The sequence below is a fragment of the Kitasatospora sp. NPDC018058 genome (assembly GCF_044327205.1).
In the GTDB taxonomy this organism is placed as follows: domain Bacteria; phylum Actinomycetota; class Actinomycetes; order Streptomycetales; family Streptomycetaceae; genus Kitasatospora.
Genome location: NZ_JBIRFA010000004.1, coordinates 132,031 through 149,943, shown reverse-complemented (window position 1 = coordinate 149,943; position 17,913 = coordinate 132,031). Strand labels below are relative to the sequence as shown.

General features: G+C 72.4%; 22 protein-coding genes and 1 other RNA gene. 9 read left to right on the top strand and 14 right to left on the bottom strand.

From position 1 onward, the window contains the following. Positions 1–88 precede the first annotated feature (88 nt). Positions 89–781, bottom strand: a complete 693-nt coding sequence (npdG, locus tag ACH4E7_RS07540) for an NADPH-dependent F420 reductase (protein WP_396248059.1) — start codon at positions 779–781, stop codon at positions 89–91. 47 nt (positions 782–828) lie between these two features. Between npdG and ACH4E7_RS07535 the strand changes: the two genes are divergently transcribed. Then, entirely contained in the window at positions 829–1,434 is a 606-nt protein-coding gene (locus ACH4E7_RS07535) for a hypothetical protein (protein WP_396248058.1), read from the top strand. 46 nt (positions 1,435–1,480) lie between these two features. Further along, positions 1,481–2,809, top strand: a complete 1,329-nt coding sequence (locus ACH4E7_RS07530) for an MFS transporter (protein ID WP_396248057.1) — start codon at positions 1,481–1,483, stop codon at positions 2,807–2,809. Between the two features lie 2 nt (positions 2,810–2,811). Here ACH4E7_RS07530 and ACH4E7_RS07525 read toward each other — a convergent pair whose 3' ends face one another. Next, positions 2,812–3,039, bottom strand: a complete 228-nt coding sequence (locus ACH4E7_RS07525; protein ID WP_396248056.1) for a hypothetical protein — start codon at positions 3,037–3,039, stop codon at positions 2,812–2,814. Between the two features lie 105 nt (positions 3,040–3,144). On the opposite strand from ACH4E7_RS07525, the gene map reads away from it, so the two are divergent. Continuing rightward, positions 3,145–3,990, top strand: coding sequence for a type I methionyl aminopeptidase (gene map / locus ACH4E7_RS07520; RefSeq protein WP_396248055.1), 846 nt, complete (start codon positions 3,145–3,147; stop codon positions 3,988–3,990). A gap of 206 nt (positions 3,991–4,196) precedes the next feature. Here map and ACH4E7_RS07515 read toward each other — a convergent pair whose 3' ends face one another. After that, a complete protein-coding gene (locus ACH4E7_RS07515) occupies positions 4,197–4,895 on the bottom strand; it encodes a bifunctional DNA primase/polymerase (protein ID WP_396248054.1) in 699 nt (232 codons plus the stop codon). 426 nt (positions 4,896–5,321) lie between these two features. On the opposite strand from ACH4E7_RS07515, the gene ACH4E7_RS07510 reads away from it, so the two are divergent. Then, the gene (locus tag ACH4E7_RS07510) at positions 5,322–5,552 is read left to right on the top strand and encodes a hypothetical protein (protein WP_355674996.1); all 231 of its coding nucleotides are present in this window, start codon (positions 5,322–5,324) and stop codon (positions 5,550–5,552) included. A gap of 46 nt (positions 5,553–5,598) precedes the next feature. Next, a complete protein-coding gene (locus ACH4E7_RS07505; protein WP_396248053.1) occupies positions 5,599–5,808 on the top strand; it encodes a hypothetical protein in 210 nt (69 codons plus the stop codon). Between the two features lie 57 nt (positions 5,809–5,865). Here the strand turns inward: ACH4E7_RS07505 and ACH4E7_RS07500 are convergent, their stop codons facing one another. Further along, the gene (locus ACH4E7_RS07500; RefSeq protein WP_396248052.1) at positions 5,866–6,516 is read right to left on the bottom strand and encodes a PadR family transcriptional regulator; all 651 of its coding nucleotides are present in this window, start codon (positions 6,514–6,516) and stop codon (positions 5,866–5,868) included. A 143-nt stretch (positions 6,517–6,659) separates the two neighbouring features. Between ACH4E7_RS07500 and ACH4E7_RS07495 the strand changes: the two genes are divergently transcribed. Then, positions 6,660–7,058 (top strand): ACT domain-containing protein, encoded by a 399-nt coding sequence (locus ACH4E7_RS07495; RefSeq protein WP_396248051.1) that lies wholly within the window; start codon positions 6,660–6,662, stop codon positions 7,056–7,058. Between the two features lie 92 nt (positions 7,059–7,150). Beyond that, positions 7,151–7,408, top strand: a complete 258-nt coding sequence (locus ACH4E7_RS07490; RefSeq protein ID WP_387748676.1) for a Prokaryotic metallothionein — start codon at positions 7,151–7,153, stop codon at positions 7,406–7,408. A 237-nt stretch (positions 7,409–7,645) separates the two neighbouring features. Here ACH4E7_RS07490 and ACH4E7_RS07485 read toward each other — a convergent pair whose 3' ends face one another. The 5 genes from ACH4E7_RS07485 to ACH4E7_RS07465 all read right to left on the bottom strand — a co-directional run bounded on the left by ACH4E7_RS07485 (position 7,646) and on the right by ACH4E7_RS07465 (position 10,539). Next, positions 7,646–8,491: a GNAT family N-acetyltransferase gene (locus ACH4E7_RS07485; RefSeq protein WP_396248050.1), complete on the bottom strand. Its 846-nt coding sequence runs from the start codon at positions 8,489–8,491 to the stop codon at positions 7,646–7,648. Positions 8,492–8,587: 96 nt separating this feature from the next. After that, on the bottom strand, positions 8,588–8,785 hold the full coding sequence (locus ACH4E7_RS07480; protein ID WP_396248049.1) for a hypothetical protein: 198 nt from the start codon (positions 8,783–8,785) through the stop codon (positions 8,588–8,590). Position 8,786: 1 nt separating this feature from the next. Then, positions 8,787–9,890 (bottom strand): radical SAM protein, encoded by a 1,104-nt coding sequence (locus tag ACH4E7_RS07475; protein ID WP_396248048.1) that lies wholly within the window; start codon positions 9,888–9,890, stop codon positions 8,787–8,789. Beyond that, positions 9,878–10,342 carry an ATP-binding protein gene (locus ACH4E7_RS07470; RefSeq protein ID WP_396248228.1) on the bottom strand — a complete coding sequence of 155 codons (465 nt, stop codon included), beginning with the start codon at positions 10,340–10,342 and terminating at the stop codon, positions 9,878–9,880. Before ACH4E7_RS07470 ends, ACH4E7_RS07475 begins: the two co-directional genes overlap by 13 nt. A 23-nt stretch (positions 10,343–10,365) precedes the next feature. Continuing rightward, the gene (locus tag ACH4E7_RS07465; protein ID WP_396248047.1) at positions 10,366–10,539 is read right to left on the bottom strand and encodes a hypothetical protein; all 174 of its coding nucleotides are present in this window, start codon (positions 10,537–10,539) and stop codon (positions 10,366–10,368) included. Between the two features lie 214 nt (positions 10,540–10,753). Between ACH4E7_RS07465 and ACH4E7_RS07460 the strand changes: the two genes are divergently transcribed. After that, positions 10,754–12,016 carry a transcriptional regulator gene (locus ACH4E7_RS07460; protein WP_396248046.1) on the top strand — a complete coding sequence of 421 codons (1,263 nt, stop codon included), beginning with the start codon at positions 10,754–10,756 and terminating at the stop codon, positions 12,014–12,016. Positions 12,017–12,208: 192 nt separating this feature from the next. On the opposite strand, the gene rnpB is transcribed toward ACH4E7_RS07460, so the two are convergent. Both rnpB and ACH4E7_RS07450 read right to left on the bottom strand, forming a co-directional pair. Further along, an RNA gene (gene rnpB / locus ACH4E7_RS07455) (RNase P RNA component class A) lies at positions 12,209–12,606 on the bottom strand. A gap of 13 nt (positions 12,607–12,619) precedes the next feature. Continuing rightward, positions 12,620–14,113 carry an MFS transporter gene (locus ACH4E7_RS07450; protein WP_396248045.1) on the bottom strand — a complete coding sequence of 498 codons (1,494 nt, stop codon included), beginning with the start codon at positions 14,111–14,113 and terminating at the stop codon, positions 12,620–12,622. 123 nt (positions 14,114–14,236) lie between these two features. Here ACH4E7_RS07450 and yaaA point away from each other — a divergent pair, with 123 nt between their 5' ends. Continuing rightward, complete coding sequence (gene yaaA, locus ACH4E7_RS07445; RefSeq protein WP_396248044.1) at positions 14,237–15,022, top strand: peroxide stress protein YaaA; 786 nt, start codon at positions 14,237–14,239, stop codon at positions 15,020–15,022. A gap of 78 nt (positions 15,023–15,100) precedes the next feature. Here yaaA and ACH4E7_RS07440 read toward each other — a convergent pair whose 3' ends face one another. From ACH4E7_RS07440 to ACH4E7_RS07430, 3 genes are read right to left on the bottom strand one after another with little or no spacing between them, the layout of a single operon-like run. Then, positions 15,101–16,234 carry a bifunctional RNase H/acid phosphatase gene (locus tag ACH4E7_RS07440; RefSeq protein ID WP_396248043.1) on the bottom strand — a complete coding sequence of 378 codons (1,134 nt, stop codon included), beginning with the start codon at positions 16,232–16,234 and terminating at the stop codon, positions 15,101–15,103. A gap of 4 nt (positions 16,235–16,238) precedes the next feature. Continuing rightward, a complete protein-coding gene (locus tag ACH4E7_RS07435) occupies positions 16,239–16,982 on the bottom strand; it encodes a zinc ribbon domain-containing protein (RefSeq protein ID WP_396248042.1) in 744 nt (247 codons plus the stop codon). A gap of 23 nt (positions 16,983–17,005) precedes the next feature. Beyond that, positions 17,006–17,842 carry a Nif3-like dinuclear metal center hexameric protein gene (locus ACH4E7_RS07430; protein WP_396248041.1) on the bottom strand — a complete coding sequence of 279 codons (837 nt, stop codon included), beginning with the start codon at positions 17,840–17,842 and terminating at the stop codon, positions 17,006–17,008. Between the last annotated feature and the right edge of the window lie 71 nt (positions 17,843–17,913).

Sequence of the window (17,913 nt, the reverse complement as noted above, 5' to 3'; positions counted from 1 at the left end):
GCGGGCGGCCGGGTTGCGGCCGCCACCCATTGTCGCCGACCTCACCTCCGGAGGAGGTCCAGGGGTGAGGTCGACACGGCGTCCTCGCTCACACGTCGGTGATCCGCAGGCCCGCGTGGGCCTTGTAGCGGCGGTTGACCGAGATCAGGTTGGCCACCAGCGCCTCCACCTGGTGGGCGTTGCGCAGTCGGCCCGCGAAGACGCCCCGCATCCCGGGGATCCGGCCGGCCAGCGCGCGCACCACGTCGGTGGCGTCCCGGTCCTCGCCGAGCACCATCACGTCGGTGTCGATCCGCTCCACCGACTCGTCCAGCAGCAGCACCGCCGAGAGGTGGTGGAAGGCGGCGGTGACCCGGGAGTCCGGCAGCAGCGCGGCGGCCTGCTGGGCGGCGCTGCCCTCCTCCGGCTTCAGCGCGTACGCGCCCTGCTTGTCGAAGCCGAGCGGGTTGACGCAGTCGACGACGATCTTTCCGGCCAGTTCCCCGCGCAGCGCGGTGAGGGTGGCCGCGTGGCCGTCCCACGGGACGGCCACGATCACCACGTCGCTCTCCCGGGCGACGGTGGCGTTGTCGGCGCCGCGCACGCCGACGCCCAGCTCGGCGGCCGAGGCCTCGGCCCGGGCCGTGTCCCGGGAGCCGATGATCACCTGCTGGCCGGCCTTGGCCAGCCGCAGGGCCAGGCCCCGCCCCTGGTCGCCGGTGCCGCCGAGGACGCCGACCACCAGCTGCGAGACGTCCGGCACTTCGTGGGCCGGGTTTGTCGCTGATTCGAGGGAAGTCATGGGCCGATCCTGCCAAATCCCCGGCCGCGCGCGACATCCTGGCCCGCATGGACGCGGTGAGAGTTTCAGCACTCCGGGAACGGCTGACGGGCACCGGCTGGCTGGAAGCGGTCGGCGGCTTCGCCGGCTCGCTGCGGCGCTCGGTGGAACGGCGCGGGGCGGGCGAGTTGCTGCTGGTCGGCACCGAGGCGTACGAGCCCTGGCACCTGGCCGCCCACCTGGCGGACGAGGCCGCCTGGTCCGCCGTCCCCCGGCTGGCGCCCACCCTGCTGCGGCACCGCCCGCCCGCCGCCGCCCCGGCCCACCTGGCACACCACCTGCGCCGGCTCACCGAGGCCCGGCGCGGCGCCACCGTCCTGGTGGTGGCCCCCGAGGCGGCCGACGCCCGGCTGCTGGAGCGGGTGTGGGACGCCCGCCGCCACGGCGCGACCGTCCTCGCGGTGGACGGCGCCGCCCCCACCGCACCGGGCGACCTGGGCGGGATCGCCCACGAGCGGCTGGCCGTCGGCACCGCCGCCGAGGAACCCTTCGACCTCGCCCAGCACCTGGTCAGCGCCGCCGCCGGACAACCGGCCGGCCGCCGCTCCGCCCTGGCCCGGCTGGCCGAGCTCGCCGGTCGGCTGACGTCGGCGCCCACGCTCAACCGCTGGTGAAAAACCCGTTGCGACGGCCGAAGTAGCCATCCGAGGATGGTGGTTCGTGAACGACGACGAACCACCGCATACCGGTCGGCTGCGTGCCCTGCTGCGCTCACTGACGCCCGACCTGGCGCCGTGGCGCGCCTCGCGCGACTTCCGCTACCTGTGGACCAGTGGCTGTGTCACCGGCTTCGGCAGCTTCCTGACCTACGTCGCCGTGCCGATGCAGATCAAGGAGCTCACCGACTCCTCCTTCGCGGTCGGCCTGATCGGCGCCGTCGAACTCGCCCCGCTGATCGTCTTCGGCCTCTGGGGCGGTGCCCTCGCCGACGCCCTGGATCGGCGCAGGCTGGTGCTGCGTTCGGAGGCCGCGCTCGGACTGCTGGCCGGGCTGCTGCTGCTCAACGCCCTGCTGCCGCACCCGCTGCTGTGGCCGATCTACCTGGTCGCCGCGCTGGTCGCGGCCTGCGACGGCCTGCAGCGCCCGGCGCTGGACTCGCTGCTGCCGCGGATCGTCGCGCACCAGCACCTGTCCGCCGCCTTCGCCCTCAAATCGCTGTACCACAACGTCGCTTCGGTGGCCGGGCCGGCGCTGGCCGGTGTCGTGGTGGCCTTCTCCGGGGTGCAGACCGCGTACGCGCTGGACGTGCTCACCTTCGCCGGCTCGCTGCTGCTGCTGGCGCGGATCAAGGCGGTGCCGCCGCCCACCGGCGCCGAGCGCCCGTCCGTACGGGCGGTGCTCACCGGCGTGCGGTACGCGTGGAGCCGCAAGGACCTGCTGGGCACCTACGCGATCGACACCTGCGCCATGCTGTTCGCCTTCCCGGTAGCCGTCTTCCCCTTCCTGGCCTCGGAGTTGGGCGCGGACTGGGCGCTCGGCCCGATGTACGCGGCCTCCGCCGTCGGCGCCCTGCTGGTCGGCGCGACCAGCGGCTGGACGTCCCGGGTCCACCGGCACGGGCGACTCCTGGTGGCCGCCGCGGTCGGCTGGGGTGCGGCCATGGCACTGGCCGGGCTGTCCGGGAACATCTGGGTGGTGCTGCTCGGGCTGGCACTGGCGGGCGGCGCCGACGAGATCAGCGGGATCGCCCGCTCGACCATGTGGAACCAGTCCATCCCGGACGCGGTCCGCGGCCGGATGGCCGGTGTCGAGCTGCTCAGTTACTCCGTCGGCCCCCAGCTCGGCCAGGTCCGGGCCGGCACCATGGCCGGGCTGATCGGGGTGCGCGCCGCCGTCTGGAGCGGCGGCCTCGCCTGCGTGGTCGCCGTCCTCGCGGTCGCCGCCGCGCTGCCGAGGCTGGTCGCCTACGACGACCGCACCGACCCGCACACCGCGGCGGTCCGGGCCGAGCACGACCGGGCGGAACGCGAGGCGGCCGCGGCGGCGTGACGCTACCGCCCCTCGCCCTTGGGCTCATCGCTCCAGCGCGGGTCGTTCCGCCACTCGCGGTTGCGTTCGTCCGCGATCTGCAGCGCGTGGGCCGCCTCCTCGGGGCTGTCGTACGGCCCGAGGCGGTCCTTGGCCGGGCACTCCGGGCCCTCCTCGACCTTGCCGTGCTTGATGCAGTAGAACCACTCGCCGGGCCGGCCGGTCGGCTTGCGGTGGAATCCCAGGGGCATGACGCTCTCCGTTCAGGCTGATGGGTCGGTACCGATCATTCCCCGGCCCGGGCCGCTCCGCACACCGCCCGGGCGGGACGGGTCCCGACGGCTAGACTCGCCGCCATGGCTCTCGTACCCGGCATCCAGTCCCCCACCCGCAAGGTCCCGGCGCACATCGCGCGCCCCGAGTACGTCGGGCGGCCCGCTCCGACGCCGTACACCGGGCCCGAGGTGCAGACCGCCGAGACGATCGAGAAGATGCGGATCGCGGGCGCCATCGCCGCCCGGGCGATGGAGGAGGCGGCCAAGCTGATCGCCCCCGGCGTCACCACCGACGCGCTGGACGCCGTCGCCCACGAGTACATGTGCGACCACGGCGCCTACCCGTCCGACCTCGGCTACCGGGGCTTCCCGAAGTCGGTCTGCACCTCGATCAACGAGGTGATCTGCCACGGCATCCCGGACTCGACCGTGCTGCAGGACGGCGACATCGTCAACATCGACGCCACCGCGTACATCCACGGGGTGCACGGCGACCTCAACGCCACCTACCTGGTGGGTGACGTGGACGAGGAGTCCCGGCTGCTGGTCGAGCGCACCCGGGAGTGCCTCAACCGGGCGATCAAGGCGGTCAAGCCGGGCCGCCAGATCAACGTCATCGGACGGGTCATCGAGTCCTACGCCAAGCGCTTCGACTACGGCGTGGTGCGGGACTTCACCGGACACGGCATCAACACGTCGTTCCACTCCGGCCTGATCGTCCCGCACTACGACAGCGAGCGGGCCACCGAGGTGATCAAGCCGGGCATGACCTTCACCATCGAGCCGATGCTCACCCTGGGCACCTACGACTACGAGATCTGGCCGGACGGCTGGACGGTCGTCACCAAGGACCGCAAGCGCACCGCCCAGTTCGAGCACACCCTGGTGGTCACGGCGGACGGCGCGGAGATCCTCACCCTGCCGTGACCCGTCCCGCCCGAACCGAAGGGGCGCCCCGAGCCGAAGGGGCGCCCCGGAGGCGAGCGGGCGGGTAACGGCCGCCCCGAGCCGAAGGGGCGCGCCGGTGCCGAAAGCGAGAAGGGCCAAGCCGCCGACGAAGGAGGTGGCGCAGTGCCCGCCGACCGTCGGCACCGGGTCAGAGCGCCCCGGAGGCGAGCGGGCGAGTAACAGCCTCAGCCGATGAGCCACTGCTCCTCGGCCACCGCGCCCACCTCGGTACAGGCGTCGGTGAGCACGTCCAGGACGCGCAGCGGGTCCGGCAGCGGCTGCTCGGGCCCGCGCAGCCACCGCACCCGGGAGCCGTCCGGGAGGGCGGCCGGCGGGAGCAGGGTGTACGAGCCTCGGCAGTGCCAGCGCAGGCCGGGGTGCTCGGACATGGTGTCCGGGGTGGAGTCGAGCGCGCTCGGCCACCACTCGTCCTCGTCCTGCGGGGTGCCCCGGGTGGCGGTGAAGAACAGGTAGCGGTCCTCGCCGACGGCGGCGACCGGGCCCTCGACGCCCCGCGCGGTCAGCCGCTCCAGCGCCAGCCGTCCGGCCTCGGCCGGGACGTCCAGCACGTCGTGCACCCGGCCGGTGGCGGTGATGAAGTTGGCCTGCGGGTCGCGGGAGAGCCAGCGGGACAGCTGCTCGGGCTCGGTGGTCGCCTGGGTCTGCCAGGCGAAGGAGACCGGGTGCTGGGCCGGGGCCGGACAGGCCACCCGGTCACAGGAACACCGGTAGCCGGCCGGATGGGCGGCGGGCGCGAGCGGGAATCCGGCGCGAACCGCGCCGAGCAGCTGGTCCAGTCTGGCGGCCTGGTCCGCCTCCCCCGGACGGGCCCGCTGTCGATCACGCTTCTGCCACCAGGTCGTCCACCTGCCGCCGGCTTCCATCGGGCCCCTTCCGCGCACTGCTGTGCCTGGTGCGACACAGCGTTCGACGTACCACTCCGACGCAACGCACGGCGCCCCCCGCTACTTCCCGAGGAGGTGCCCGGCCCTGCTGTCCGCGCCCTGCCGGCCGCGGCCCGGGGTCACCGGACGGCCGACGCCCGGGTCACGGTACGAAGTCGCGGCAGCACGCTGTCCGCGCCGGTTCCGACCGGAGGGCACGCGAACCGGCGCCTCACCCGGCCCGTACGGAGCCCGCTGACCCGGGTGAACCCCGAGGGCGTAACAGGAAGGATAAGGGTGCGCGGGGCCTCCGAATGACCGGGGGCGGTGCCTCTCCGGTCACACTCCGGGCACTCGACCCTCACCGGGCCTCCCTCTCCGGGTGCTCCGGCCGTGGCCGCAGCGTGGAGGTGAGACCCTGGAGGGGTGAAGAGCGCGGACACCGAATTCGTCGGCGGCCCCCTGGACGGGAAGGTCCTCCCGATCCCGCTGGGGCCGATGCTCGGCGTGCCGAAGAAGTACAAGGTCCCGGTCCCCGCGCAGGGCGACAGTCCCGCGCGCACACTGGTGTACGTCCGGAGCAAGCAGGTTCGGGGCCTGAGCTGGTTCTGGCGCTACGAGTACGACGAGGCGGCCACCGCCAAGGCCTCCGGCTGACGGGCCGTCCGTTCCGCTCCCCTCATCGCCTCCCCGGGAGGTCGGCATGGCCAGGACGGTCCGGCACCACGTACGGCACCCCAGGAGCCGCTCGCAGGCGGCCGTCCACCACAACCGGCAGGTCGCCGGGGTCACCGGGGTGCTGCTGCTGGCGGTGTCCCTCTACACCGTGACGATCGGCCCCGACGGCTGGCTCTGGTTCGGCTGGGCGGTGCTGCTGCTCGCCTGTGTGGCCCTGTTCGTGGTCCGGCCCTGAGCCTCCAGGGTCCGGAGAACAGCGACACCGCCCGTCACGCCGGTCCCCCCGCGCCGGTCAGTCATCCTCGGCGAGGATCAGGTACAGCTTCTTGCGGGCCTCGGTCAGCACCGCCAGGCCCTTGGCGCGCTGCGCCTCGGTGCCCGTCCGCATGACCTGCTGCACGGCCTGGTCGACCGTGGCGAGCGCCTGACCCATCTCCTGGACGGCCTCCCAGTCGGCCTCCCGGCCGGCCTCCGCCCACGGCTCGGCCGGCCCGGCCTCCGCCTCGGCGCGACCCGCCTCGGTGAGCGAGACCAGCCGCTTGCCGCCGACCTCCTCCGCGGTGATCAGGCCCTCCTCCTCCAGCAGCTGGAGGTTCGGGTAGATCGAGCCCGGGCTGGGCCGCCAGGCCCCGCCGGTCCGCTCGGTGATCTCGGCGATCATCTCGTAGCCGTGCATCGGCCGCTCCTTGAGCAGCGCCAGCAGCGAGGCGCGGACGTCCCCGCGCCGGGCCCGGCCACCGCGCCGCCCGTGCGGGCCGCCACGCCGGCCGCCGTGGCCGGCGAAGCCGTGCCCGAACGGGCCGCCGCGCGGCGAGCCGAACCCGCCGAAGGCCGCCCGCCCCCCGAAGTCCTCCCCGGGCATCCCCTGGAACTCGGGGCCCGGCCCACGGCGCATGCCGCCACCGCGCGAGCCCTCTCCGCGAAACCGCTTTCCTGAGCGCATCGCGCCCACCTCCCTGTTCACCGAAACAGTCGAGTTACTGTCTCGATAGTTCGACGATATATCGGTGACTGTCGCTCGTCAATGGATTCCGACACGCCCGCCCCGTAGGGCGTGGGGGCCCGTCGGCGGCTACGGTGACGGGCATGGCCGGTGAACGAGACCTTGCGACCCTGCTGCGCGGCATGCGACCGCAGCTCAACCCCGGGCGGTACGTCTACTGCACCCTCCCCGCGAAGGTGCCCGCCGGGCTGCGGCCGGTGGTGACCGTCGCCGAACCCGAAGGCGTGACCGTCGTGGTCGCCCAGGATGAGGCGGACGCGCTCGGGCTGCGCTACGAGTACGTGGCGGCCTGGATCACCCTGCAGATCCACTCGGCTCTGGAGGCCGTCGGACTGACCGCCGCCGTGGCCGGACGGCTCGCCGAGGAGGGCATCAGCTGCAACGTGGTGGCCGGCTTCCACCACGACCACCTGTTCGTCGCCGCCGACGACGCCGACCGCGCCGTCCGGGCCCTGGAGGAGCTCTCCACGCGCTCCGCCTGACGGTCCCGCCGGGTGGCCGCCGCCGACCGACCCTTCGACACTGGAAACAGCCGCCCCGCCAGGGCCGGCCCCACCGGAAGGAGACGGCCGCCATGGCCATCTGCGTCACCTGCGGCAACGACTACTGGCTCGCCTTCGAAATCAAGACGGTCACCGGCGACACCTACACCTTCGACAGCTTCGAGTGCGCGATGGAGAAGCTCGCCCCCCGCTGCGAACAGTGCGACGTGCGCATCGTCGGCCACGGCGTCGAAGTGGCCGGCATGTTCTTCTGCTGCGCCAACTGCGCCCGCGTCAACGGCGGCCTCGGCGAACAGATCCGCGACGCCGTCGGCGCCCACCCCGCCTGAACCCCGCCTCCACGACGCACGAAGGCCCTCCGACCCGCGCGGGAAGCGCGGGTCGGAGGGCCTTCGGATGTCCAGGGGCGGAAGAGTCGGCCTGTACGCCGGGAACAGTCTCTTCACCAGCAGCGACCTGCGGAAACGCTGTTCCCGGCGGTCCGATCGCCACGTGATCGCCACACCTTCGGCGACCGCCACTCATCGGGCCTCTTCAGCGGCTCCTCGTCCGTCGTGAGGCTCTCGTCAGACGGTGGTGGTGCAGACGAATCCGAGGTCGGCCAGGCCCTCGCTCTGGCACAGCCGGTCGGATGCGCCCCCGGCAGCTGTCTGCAAGAGCTGGTAGTCGGCACCGTGTTCCTTGCCCCAGTGCATCGCCGAGCGCCACAGGAGCCGACCGAGGCCGAGGCCTCGGTATTCCGGCAGAACACCGAAGTACTGCGGAAGAAGTCGTCGCCTACCGATGGGGTCGGCCATGGTCTCCATGGGGCCGATTGCGCCTACTACGCGCTCGTCCCGGACAGCGACCAGCACGGGGCCGACGCTGTCGATCCGGGAGTGCAGGAACACGAAGCCCTCGCCGGCCAGCTTCTCGGCGAACTCGGGGAAGGTGGTCCGGATGGCTTCGGGCTGTTGGCCGAGAGCCTCGATTCCCTCGACGGCTGGTGCGTCCTGGTCGAAGGTACGGAGCTGTACGCGGGTAGAGGCGGCCACTGGGTCGGCGGCGTCCTGGAACCACACCACACGGGCTTTAGCCCCGTCATGCTCGGCGGCAAGCTTGGCGGCGAGTTCCTCGGCCTCCTGGCGATACTCGCGGGCACCGTAGAGATGGACGCGCAGGATGCCGCGACCGGTGATGGTGGGGATCAGCGTGCGAGCCTGGTCCTGAACGACGGCGTCCAGCAGGACATGCTCGTCCTTGTAGTCAGACCACCGCCGGTCCTTGTCGTACGGCAGGAATTCTCCAGTGCCAGCGACGGCGAACACCTCGGCCAGAAGCTCAGCGGAAATAGCTTCGGGGTGGAGTGGCCCGAGCGTCGGAAAATACGGGACGCACATCACGGGGCGCAGCAAGTCCCAGCGCGGATCCATACCCGCACCCTACTCGCCCGCCCCGCACGGCTCAGGCCCCGACGCGGAGAGCGCCGGGGCCTGAGCGTTACTGATCAGGTGCGATCAGCGGGTGGTTCAGTGGGGGTTGTCGTCGCCCGCGTTGCACGAGCACTTCACGCTGTCCATGACCTCGTCCAGGTCGCCGACGGCGATGATCTCGGTGACGGGCGGGGTCGGGGCCGCGATCGGCCGCGTGAGGTACGGCAGGCGCTGGGCCGGGCCGTCGTCCGGGAACGGACGCCTCGGGGAGAGTTCGACAGCTACAGCGGTCATGTCACCCTGCTTTCTTGATCCCGTGCTGGCAGTAACTCGCCTCCTGGTAGTGCTTGGCCAGCGGCCGGCACACGGTGCACGCGCCGGAGAGCTGGCAGCCGGAGCATCCACCGGTGCGAAGCATGAGGCGGTCGGCGATGGCGCCGAGCCGGGCGAGGCCGTTGATCCCCTCGGTGGGGAGGCTGATTTGGTCGTCACGGCCGATCTTGCAGATGGACACCAGCCCGTGTGGGTCGGTGTGGAAGAAGGTGTGTCCGGCGTTGCAGCCGCCGAACGGCTTGCGCATCCGCAGGTGCTCCTTGGACTGCGCGGTCAGCGACTCCGCCCCGCCGTAGATCGTCGGAGTCATGTTGGTGAAGACGTTGTACTCCAGCCCCCAGCCTTCACACAGGTCGATCATCGCCTGTTCCTCGGTGGCGTTGTCCTCAGTGACGATGATGCTCATCCGCAGCGGCAGCTTGGCCCGGCGACCGGCATTCATGCCCTGGATGAACAGGTCCCAGGCGCCCTGCCGCTGGGTCAGCTCGTCGTAGCTGGCCTTGGTCGCCCCGTACATCGACACCGTGACCCGGTAGGGCGGGCACTCGCGGAACATCTCCAGCAGGTTCTCCCGCCACAGCAACGAGGCGTTGGTGGAGACGGTGATCATCATGCCCAGCTCGAACGCGCGGCGATACGAGGGCATGAAGTCCCGGTCCACGGTGGGCTCGCCCCCGGTGATCTGGAGCCAGAGGACGCCGGCCTCGGCCATGATGCCCAGGCAGGTGAGCTTGTCCGCGAGCGGCATGCCCGAGTTGACCTTGAGCCCGAGATAGCAGTGCTTGCACGTGTAGTTGCAGCCGAGGTTGATCTCCCAGCTGGCTCGCGAGTAGCCCCACGCGGAGGGCTGCCGGACCAGCAGGACGTCACCCGCAGGACGACCGGTCACGTCCAGGTCGGCCCACTGGGCGCGCACGGCGTCCGCGAGCCACGAGGGAGCTGCCTGAGCGGGGTTGTGGGCGCGCAGATCCTCGTAGTTGGCCTGCGGGAGCCGGAGACCACCCCGGCCACCGGGGCGCACCAACAGGTATTCGTCCAGGAACGGACTGGCGATCAGGCTGTGCACGTGTTTCCCTCCTTCGCTGAGCGGTATTCGGTGGCTGTGACGCCCTGAGGTCCTGCCTGCGGCAGGGTGTCTGGTGGGCAGCCGATCTCGGCCCAGACCCATTTGCCGAACGGGGCCTCGTCGACGCCCCAGCGGTTGGCGATACGATCGACGAGGCCCATGCCGCGCCCGGACGTCTCGGTGACCCCGGTCTTGATGACCACGGGCACGGCGCGTGACGAATCGCGGACCGCCAGTCGGAGCCGGTCACCGTCCAGGCCGAGTGCCACACACAGCCAGGTACAACCGGTATGCCGGGCTGCGTTGCCGACCAGTTCCGAGACGATCAGCCGAGCATCTTCCAGCAGATCAAGACGGCCCCAATCGGTCAGCTTCTCCTGGACCAGGTGTCGGGCGCTCCTCGCCGACTCGGGGGCGCAGGGCATGTGCTGCATGCAGCCGCGGCGCTGCATGGTGGGCACGTCAAGTGCGGTTGTCACCGCAGCCCCCGGTACCGCCGGAGCCACCGGCCGCGTTGGAGCCGCCATAGGCGGATCTCCGGTAGGAGCGCCCGGCTCTCGGCCGGGACATAGAGCGCGGTGCCCCTACCTGCCTCGTCGGTGTCGGCATGGATCAGGCCGCGCTCGGTGAGCAGCAGCGTCGTCGTCATGGTCGTCAGAGCGGCCTCCGGTAGTCAGGGGCCGCCCGGCGCTCTTCCACGGAGCCGAGGGGGATCGGTGATTCCTCGCGCCGGGCGACTGTTAGTCATTGAACGGCGCGGGCATGCCGTAGGAGAGGGGCCACGAAGGGGTGCATTTTCCACCAGGGGACCGCCAAGGGGGCCAGAATTGAGGCCCTGTCAGCTATGAGCCAGGGGGCCGCAGGTGAGCGGTGTCAGCCTGGACGGGATCGGCCGACTGTTGCGGGAGATCCGCGAGGCGCATCCGAAGAAGACGCGCGCCGAGCAGGCCGCGTTAGTCGCCGCCGCAAGTGGCGAGTGGTGCGATTGGGAGACCATCAAGCGGTGGGAAACCGAGAAGCAAATTCCGCAGAAACCCTCGTACCAGGGGATTGCCGACGCCTACGGTCTGACCGTGGGCCAGGTGGCCGAGGCCGCCGCCGCCTCCCGGCGGTACCGGAGTGAGCGCAGCACGAAGGGCAACAGCGTGGACAGGCGGAAGTTCATCGGAGCAGGGATAGGAGCAGCCACCGGCCTCGTCGCGCTGCCCGGCATCGCACAGGCCCACGAGGGGATCACCGCAGCGCTCAGGCCATCCGGAGAGGGCGATCTCGCCTACCTGGAATCGGCGTTCGAGCGGCACCGGGGCGGCTACCGTGGCCGGGCACCGCAGGCGGTGCTGGCCGAGATGATGGGTGATCTCGATCTGCTGGGAGAGGTGCTGAACCGACCTCACCCGGCGCGTACCCGTGCGGACCTCGCCCGGACGGCGGCAGGCATCGCGGGCTTGGTGGCCATCGTCCAGCACGACCGCGGTGACCAGCGCGACGCCTACCGCTGGTTCGCCACCGCCGAGCAGGCCGCGCGGGAGTCCGGTGATCAGCGGATGATCGCCTGGGTGCTGGCCCGGCATGCCATGGTCCCGCTCAACTACGGTGCTCCCGGGGCTGCCGCTCGGATCGCCGAGCTGGCCCGGCGGGAGGCGGGGAGCAGCCCGATGGCGGCCGGAGCGCTCGCTGCGGCCGTCACAGCGCGTGCTCTGGCAGCCTCCGGCGACCTCGAAGGGGCCCGGCGGGCGGTAGACGACACGCGGAATCTGGCGGAGCGCCTGGACGGCGCCGAGGCGGCCGACACCTGGTTCGGCTACCCCGAGCAGAAGCACCACGTGCACCTGTCGCAGGCGTACACACTGCTGGGCGACACGGGCAACGCCTACCAGGCCCAGGAGGACGCCCTGGCGCTCACGGACTCTCCGTCGGTAATGGCGCGCGCCCTCCTGGCAGTGGACACCGCCGCATGCCTCCGCGTCGACGGCGACCCGACCGGTGCGGCCGAGATGGCGGCCGGGGTGTGGGAGCGGCTGCCGGCCGCCTACCGTGAGGGCCTGATCCGATCCCGCACCGAGACGCTGCATCGCCAGCTCACCGGTCGGCCGTATGCGCTGCTCGGGGAGGCGCTGGCCAGCTAGCTGCAACGAGGTTACCGGGGCTCCTGGAAGGCTGCTTCGACCGTTCTCACCGCCACACGATCGCCACAGCACACCCAGAAACAGGCCGCAGCAGGCACGAAGAGTCAGCAAGCGGTGACAGATCTTTGAGGCATGAAAAGGCCCCCTGGCCTGCGAAGTTGCAGACCAAGGGGCCTTCCCTCAGCTAGGCGACGGAAGAGTCGGCCTGTACGCCGGGTTCTGTCTCCCAGGTCGCTTGCGCGGCCCGGGGAGGCGGCCATCCATCTAGGGCTGCCGTTGCCGACAGCCTCGTGCGGTCCACCCGCGGACTCGGGCGAGCAGCCTTCAAACGTCCGCGCACGGTGCCCGAGGGCACCGATCTTGACCTTGCTCCAGGTGGGGTTTACCTAGCCGGCCGGGTCACCCCGGTCGCTGGTGGTCTCTTACACCACCGTTTCACCCTTACCCACGCGCCGAAGCGGTGGGCGGTCTGCTTTCTGTGGCACTGTCCCGCGGGTCACCCCGGGTGGGCGTTACCCACCACCCTGCTCTGTGGAGCCCGGACGTTCCTCGGCGGGTCAGGGACCCGTCGCGACCGCCCGGCCGGCTCTTCCGCCGTAGTGGTCATCGTAGCCGCTCGGGCGGAGCCTCCCGTACACCGGACCGGGCCGCGGGCGGCTCGGCGCCGAGGCGGGCGGCCACCCGGGCGGCGGTCCCGGTGGCCCAGGCGGTGGTGGTGAGCAGGCCGAGGGCGAGGATCACGGCGCCCAGGCCGACCAGGATCCACCAGCCGGCGTGGCTGGCCGGGGCGAAACCGGTGGCCACCGGGCCGACCACGGCCGAGGTGACGACCGTGCCGATCACCGCCACCCCCAGCGACTGGCCGACCTGGCGGCTGGTCGAGGCGACCGCCGCGGCCACGCCCGCCTGGGCGCGCGGCATGCCGGAGACCGCCGCGTTGGTGATCGGCGGGTTGACCATGCCGAAGCCGAAGCCGAACAGCGCGTACGCGACCAGCAGCAGCGTCGGCGGGGAGTCTGCGGTCAGCCGGGTGAGCAGCAGGCCGCTCGCGGCGAGGCAGATCCCGGCCACGGCCAGCGGCAGTCGCGGGCCCCGGCTGCTGACGATCCGTCCGGACAGCGGCGCGCAGACCAGCATCAGCCCGGCCATCGGCAGCGTCCACAGGCCCGCCTCGACCGGGCCGTAGTGCCGGACGTCCTGCAGGTAGAGGGTGTTGAGGAAGAGGAAGCCGCCGAGCGCGGCGAAGGCGCAGACCGCGGTGACGGTGGCGCCGGTGAACGGGGCGCTGGCGAAGAACCGCGGGTCCACCAGCGGCTCGGCCACCCGCCGTTCCCAGAGCGGGAAGGCGATCAGCGCGGCCACCGCCGCGGCGACGAGGGCGAGGATCAGCGGGGAGGTCCAGCCGTTGCCCGGGCCCTCGATGATCGCGGCGGTCCCGCAGCCCAGCAGGACGATCATCAGCAGCTGGCCCACCGGGTCCAGCCGGCGCGGCCTCGGCGCGCGCGACTCGGGGACGTAGCGGACGGTCAGCAGTATGGCGGCCAGCGCCACCGGGACGTTGATCAGGAAGATCGAGGGCCAGCCGGCGCCGTCCACCAGGAAGCCGCCCAGCAGCGGGCCGAGCGCCATCGAGATGCCGACCACGCCGCCCCAGACGCCGATCGCCCGGGCCCGCTCCCCGGGGTCGGTGAAGGTGTTGGTGATGATCGACATCGCCACCGGGTTGAGCATCGAGCCGCCCACCGCCTGCAGCGCCCGGAACGCCACCAGCCACTCCAGGCTCGGCGCCAGGCTGCACAGCAGCGAACCGAGCGCGAAGCAGGTCAGCCCGATCCGGAACACCCGGCGGCGGCCGAAGCGGTCGGCCACCGAGCCGAACAGCATCAGCAGCGAGGCCAGCACCAGGGTGTAGGCGTCGATGATCCACTGCAGCCCGGAGGCCGGGGTGTCCAGGTCCTTCTGGATCACCGGCAGGGCGATGTTCACCACGGTGTTGTCCAGGCCGACGATGAACAGGCTCATGCAGCAGATCGCCAGGACGAGCAGACGGCGGCGCCGGCCGTCGGCGGGGGCGGCGGGGAGTTCGGCATCGGGCACGGACCGATCCTCCCACCCCCGGGGCGGGGGCGGGCGGCACATCGGACCGTGTGGCGCTGGGAGGAGGAGCGGCCGCAGTAGGGTGGCGGGGTTCGTCCGCCACAAACCGTCGAGGAGTCCGCTGTGCTGGTGCTGTTGCCGCCCTCGGAAGGCAAGGCCGGGTCCGGGGACGGCGAGCCGGTCGTGCTCGACCGGCTGTCGCTGCCGGGGCTGACGGCGGCGCGCGGCGCGGTGCTGGAGGCGCTGGTCGGCCTCTGCCGGGGCGACGAGGACACCGCGGCCGAGGTGCTGGGCCTCACCCCCGGTCTGCGCGGCGAGATCGCCAAGAACGCCGGTCTGCCGACGGCGGGTGCCCGTCCGGCGGCCGAGGTGTACACCGGGGTGCTGTTCGACAACCTGGGCCTGGCCACCCTGGACGCCGCCGCGTACGACCGGGCCGAGCGTTCGCTGCTGGTGTTCTCCGGCCTGTGGGGCGCGGTACGGATCTCGGACCGGATCCCGTCCTACCGCTGCTCGATGGGCGTGAAGCTCCCGGGGCCGGGGGCGCTCGGCGCGTACTGGCGGGGCGCGATGGCCTCCGTGCTGCCGGAGGCGGCGGACGGGCTGGTGCTGGACCTGCGCAGCTCCGCGTACGCGGCGGCCTGGAAGCCGGCCGGCGAAGTGGCCTCCCGTACCGCGACCGTCCGGGTGCTGCAGGAGCGGGGCGGCAGGCGCACGGTGGTCAGCCACTTCAACAAGGCGACCAAGGGCCGGCTCGTCCGGGACCTGCTGGTCACCGGGGCCGAGCCGAAGACGCCGGGTGAGCTGATGGACGCGCTGCTGGAGCTGGGCCACCGGGTCGAGCTGGCGGCGGAGGGCACGGCGCGCAAGCCGTGGCAGCTGGACGTGGTGGTCACCGACGTGCACTGAGCGTGCGGGCGGGCTCCCGGGATGTGCGGGCGGGACGCCGGGGGTGTGTGGGCGGGCCGCCGGGCCCGCCCACCGGTGTCAGCGCAGGTGCGAGGTGTCGTTGAGCAGCCGCAGCGAGGCGTTGCCGTCCGCGTAGTACTGGACGGCGCAGATCGAGGCGGCGGACAGCTCCATCCGGTACATCGAGTCCGGCGGGGCGCCGAGCGCCAGCCGGACCAGGGTCTTGATCGGGCTGACGTGCGAGACCACCAGCACGGTCTTCCCCGCGTACCGGGCGAGGATCTTGTCCCGGGCGACACCGGCCCGGTGGGTGAGCGTGGTGAAGCTCTCGCTGCTGCCGGTCGGCTTGGCCTTGGCGGAGCCGAGCCAGGCGGCCAGGTCCTCCGGGTAGCGCTCCTGCACCTCGCCGAAGGTCAGGCCCTCCCAGTCGCCGAAGTCGACCTCGCGCAGCCCGTCCTCGTACCGGACCTCCAGGCCGAGCCGGGCGGCGACGGTCTCGGCGGTCTGCCGGGTGCGGAGCATCGGGGAGGCGACCACCGCCTGGATGCTGCCGCGCGCGGCCAGCGCCTCGGCGGCACGTTCGGCCTGCCAGCGGCCCTTGTCGGAGAGCTCCGGGTCGGTGCCGCCGCTGCCGGAGAAGCGCTTCTCCGGGGTGAGCGGGGTCTCGCCGTGGCGCAGCAGGACGAAGGTGGTGGGGGTGCCGAGGTCCGCGGGGGCGGCCCAGCCGGCCTTGGGGGCGGGGGTCTCCAGCGGCGGCTCGTCGACGACCGCGGCCTTGGGCTTCGGCTCCCACCGGCGGCCGGCCTGGCCGGCGTCCATCGCCTCGTTGGCCAGCCGGTCGGCGTCCTTGTTCCGCTCGCGCGGGATCCAGGTGTAGGTGACCCGGCCGCGCGGGAGGACCGTGCGCGCCTCGGCGGCGAGCGGCTGCATGTCGGGGTGCTTGATCTTCCAGCGCCCGGACATCTGCTCGACGACCAGCTTGGAGTCCATCCGGACGTCCACCGAGGCGTCCGGGTCGAGCTCGCGGGCCGCCTTGAGGCCTGCGATCAGTCCCCGGTACTCGGCCACGTTGTTGGTGGCGTGGCCGATGAACTCCGCGGCCTCGGCGACGAGCTGCCCGGTGTCTCCGTCCCGGACCACCGCGCCGTAGCCGGCCGGCCCCGGGTTGCCCCGGGACCCGCCGTCCGCCTCGACGATGAAGCGCGACGGCACCGGCTCAGACGCCCGAGTCGGCGGTGCGGACCAGGATCCGCGAGCAGTTCTCGCAGCGGACGACCTTGTCGGCCGGCTCGGCCTTGATGGCGTTCAGCTCGGTGATCGAGAACTCGGTGCGGCAGCCCTCGCAGCGGCGCTGGTAGAGGCGGGCCGCGCCGACGCCGCCCTGGGTCTCGCGCAGCTTGGCGTACAGCTTCAGCAGGTCGGCCGGGATGACGGCGGCCACGGTCTCGCGGTCGCGCTTGACCTTGTCGGCCTCGCCGTCGATCTCCGCGAAGGCGGCGTCGCGGCGGCCCTCGGCCTCGGTGAGGACGACGGTGGAGTGCTCCAGGCGGGCACTCAGCTCCTCGACCCGGGTCTGGGCGGTCTCCTGGCGCTCCATGATCTCCAGCACGACCTCCTCCAGGTCGCCCTGGCGCTTGGCCAGCGAGCCGATCTCGTGCTGGAGGTTCTCCAGGTCCTTCGGCGAGGTGATCGCGCCGGAGTCCAGGCGCTGCTGGTTGCGGGCGGCGCGGGAGCGGACCTGCTCGACGTCCTGCTCGGCCTTGGTCAGCTCGCGGGCGGTGTCGCCCTTCTGGGCCTCGGCGGCGACGACGAGGTCCTTGAGGGCGGTGTGGTCGGCGATGGCCTTCTCGATCTCGGCGTGCTCCGGCAGGCTCCGGCGCCGGTGGGCCAGCTGGTCGAGCTTCGAGTCGATGGCCTGGAGGTCGAGCAGGCGGATCTGGTCGGCGGGCGCGGCGTTCAAGCGGAAAGCTCCTGTGAATCGGGTCAGGCGGTGAAGGACATGGGGGCGTGCGCGGTCCACGGGTCGGTGACCCGGTGGGAGACCTTGGTCTCCACGGCCCAGCCGCGCTGGTCGGCGGCGGCCAGCAGGGCGCGCTCGGCCAGGGCGAGCCAGGGCCACTCGGTGGCCCAGTGGGCGGCGTCGATCAGCGCGACCGGCGCGGCCTCGGTGGCCTCGGACGCCGGGTGGTGGCGCAGGTCGGCGGTCACGTAGGCGTCCACGTCGGCCGCCCGTACGTCGGCGAAGAGGCCGTCGCCCGAGCCGCCGCACACCGCGACCCGGCTGATCAGCCGGTTCGGGTCGCCGGAGACGCGCACCCCGGCGGCGGTGGCGGGCAGGCCCCTGGCGACCTGCGCGGCGAAGGCGGACAGGGCCAGCGGGGGTTCCAGCAGGCCGATCCGGCCGGCGCCGCGGCGGCCCAGCGGGTCGGTCGGGTCCGGCACCAGCGGTCCGGTGACCCGCAGGCCGACCGCCTCGGCGAGCGCGTCCGAGACGCCGGGGTCGGCGTGGTCGGCGTTGGTGTGGGCGACGTGCAGCGCGATGCCGTTGGTGATCAGCGTGTGCACCACCCGGCCCTTGAAGGTGGTGGCGGCGACGCTGGTGGTGCCGCGCAGGTAGAGGGGGTGGTGGGTGACGACGAGGTCGGCGCCCCACTCCACGGCCTCGTCGACGACCGCCTGGACGGGGTCGACGGCGAACAGCACGCGGCTGACCTCGGCCTGAGGGTCCCCGCAGACCAGGCCGACGGCGTCCCAGGACTCCGCCCACTGCGGCGGGTAGACCTCTTCGAGCGCGGTGATGACGTCGGACAGTTTCGGCACCTGTCGAGACTACCGTGCGCGCGGGTGCGGTCGGGCCTCGGCCGTTCGGGGGGTCGACTCCGTCGGCGTTC

Coding starts and splice junctions, on each gene's coding strand:
- npdG (WP_396248059.1), bottom strand. CDS start 781: ATGACTTCCCTCGAATCAGCGACAAACCCGGCCCACGAAGTGCCGGAC.
- ACH4E7_RS07535 (WP_396248058.1), top strand. CDS start 829: ATGGACGCGGTGAGAGTTTCAGCACTCCGGGAACGGCTGACGGGCACC.
- ACH4E7_RS07525 (WP_396248056.1), bottom strand. CDS start 3,039: ATGCCCCTGGGATTCCACCGCAAGCCGACCGGCCGGCCCGGCGAGTGG.
- map (WP_396248055.1), top strand. CDS start 3,145: ATGGCTCTCGTACCCGGCATCCAGTCCCCCACCCGCAAGGTCCCGGCG.
- ACH4E7_RS07515 (WP_396248054.1), bottom strand. CDS start 4,895: ATGGAAGCCGGCGGCAGGTGGACGACCTGGTGGCAGAAGCGTGATCGA.
- ACH4E7_RS07505 (WP_396248053.1), top strand. CDS start 5,599: ATGGCCAGGACGGTCCGGCACCACGTACGGCACCCCAGGAGCCGCTCG.
- ACH4E7_RS07500 (WP_396248052.1), bottom strand. CDS start 6,516: ATGCGCTCAGGAAAGCGGTTTCGCGGAGAGGGCTCGCGCGGTGGCGGC.
- ACH4E7_RS07495 (WP_396248051.1), top strand. CDS start 6,660: ATGGCCGGTGAACGAGACCTTGCGACCCTGCTGCGCGGCATGCGACCG.
- ACH4E7_RS07490 (WP_387748676.1), top strand. CDS start 7,151: ATGGCCATCTGCGTCACCTGCGGCAACGACTACTGGCTCGCCTTCGAA.
- ACH4E7_RS07485 (WP_396248050.1), bottom strand. CDS start 8,491: ATGGATCCGCGCTGGGACTTGCTGCGCCCCGTGATGTGCGTCCCGTAT.
- ACH4E7_RS07480 (WP_396248049.1), bottom strand. CDS start 8,785: ATGACCGCTGTAGCTGTCGAACTCTCCCCGAGGCGTCCGTTCCCGGAC.
- ACH4E7_RS07470 (WP_396248228.1), bottom strand. CDS start 10,342: ATGCAGCGCCGCGGCTGCATGCAGCACATGCCCTGCGCCCCCGAGTCG.
- ACH4E7_RS07465 (WP_396248047.1), bottom strand. CDS start 10,539: ATGACGACGACGCTGCTGCTCACCGAGCGCGGCCTGATCCATGCCGAC.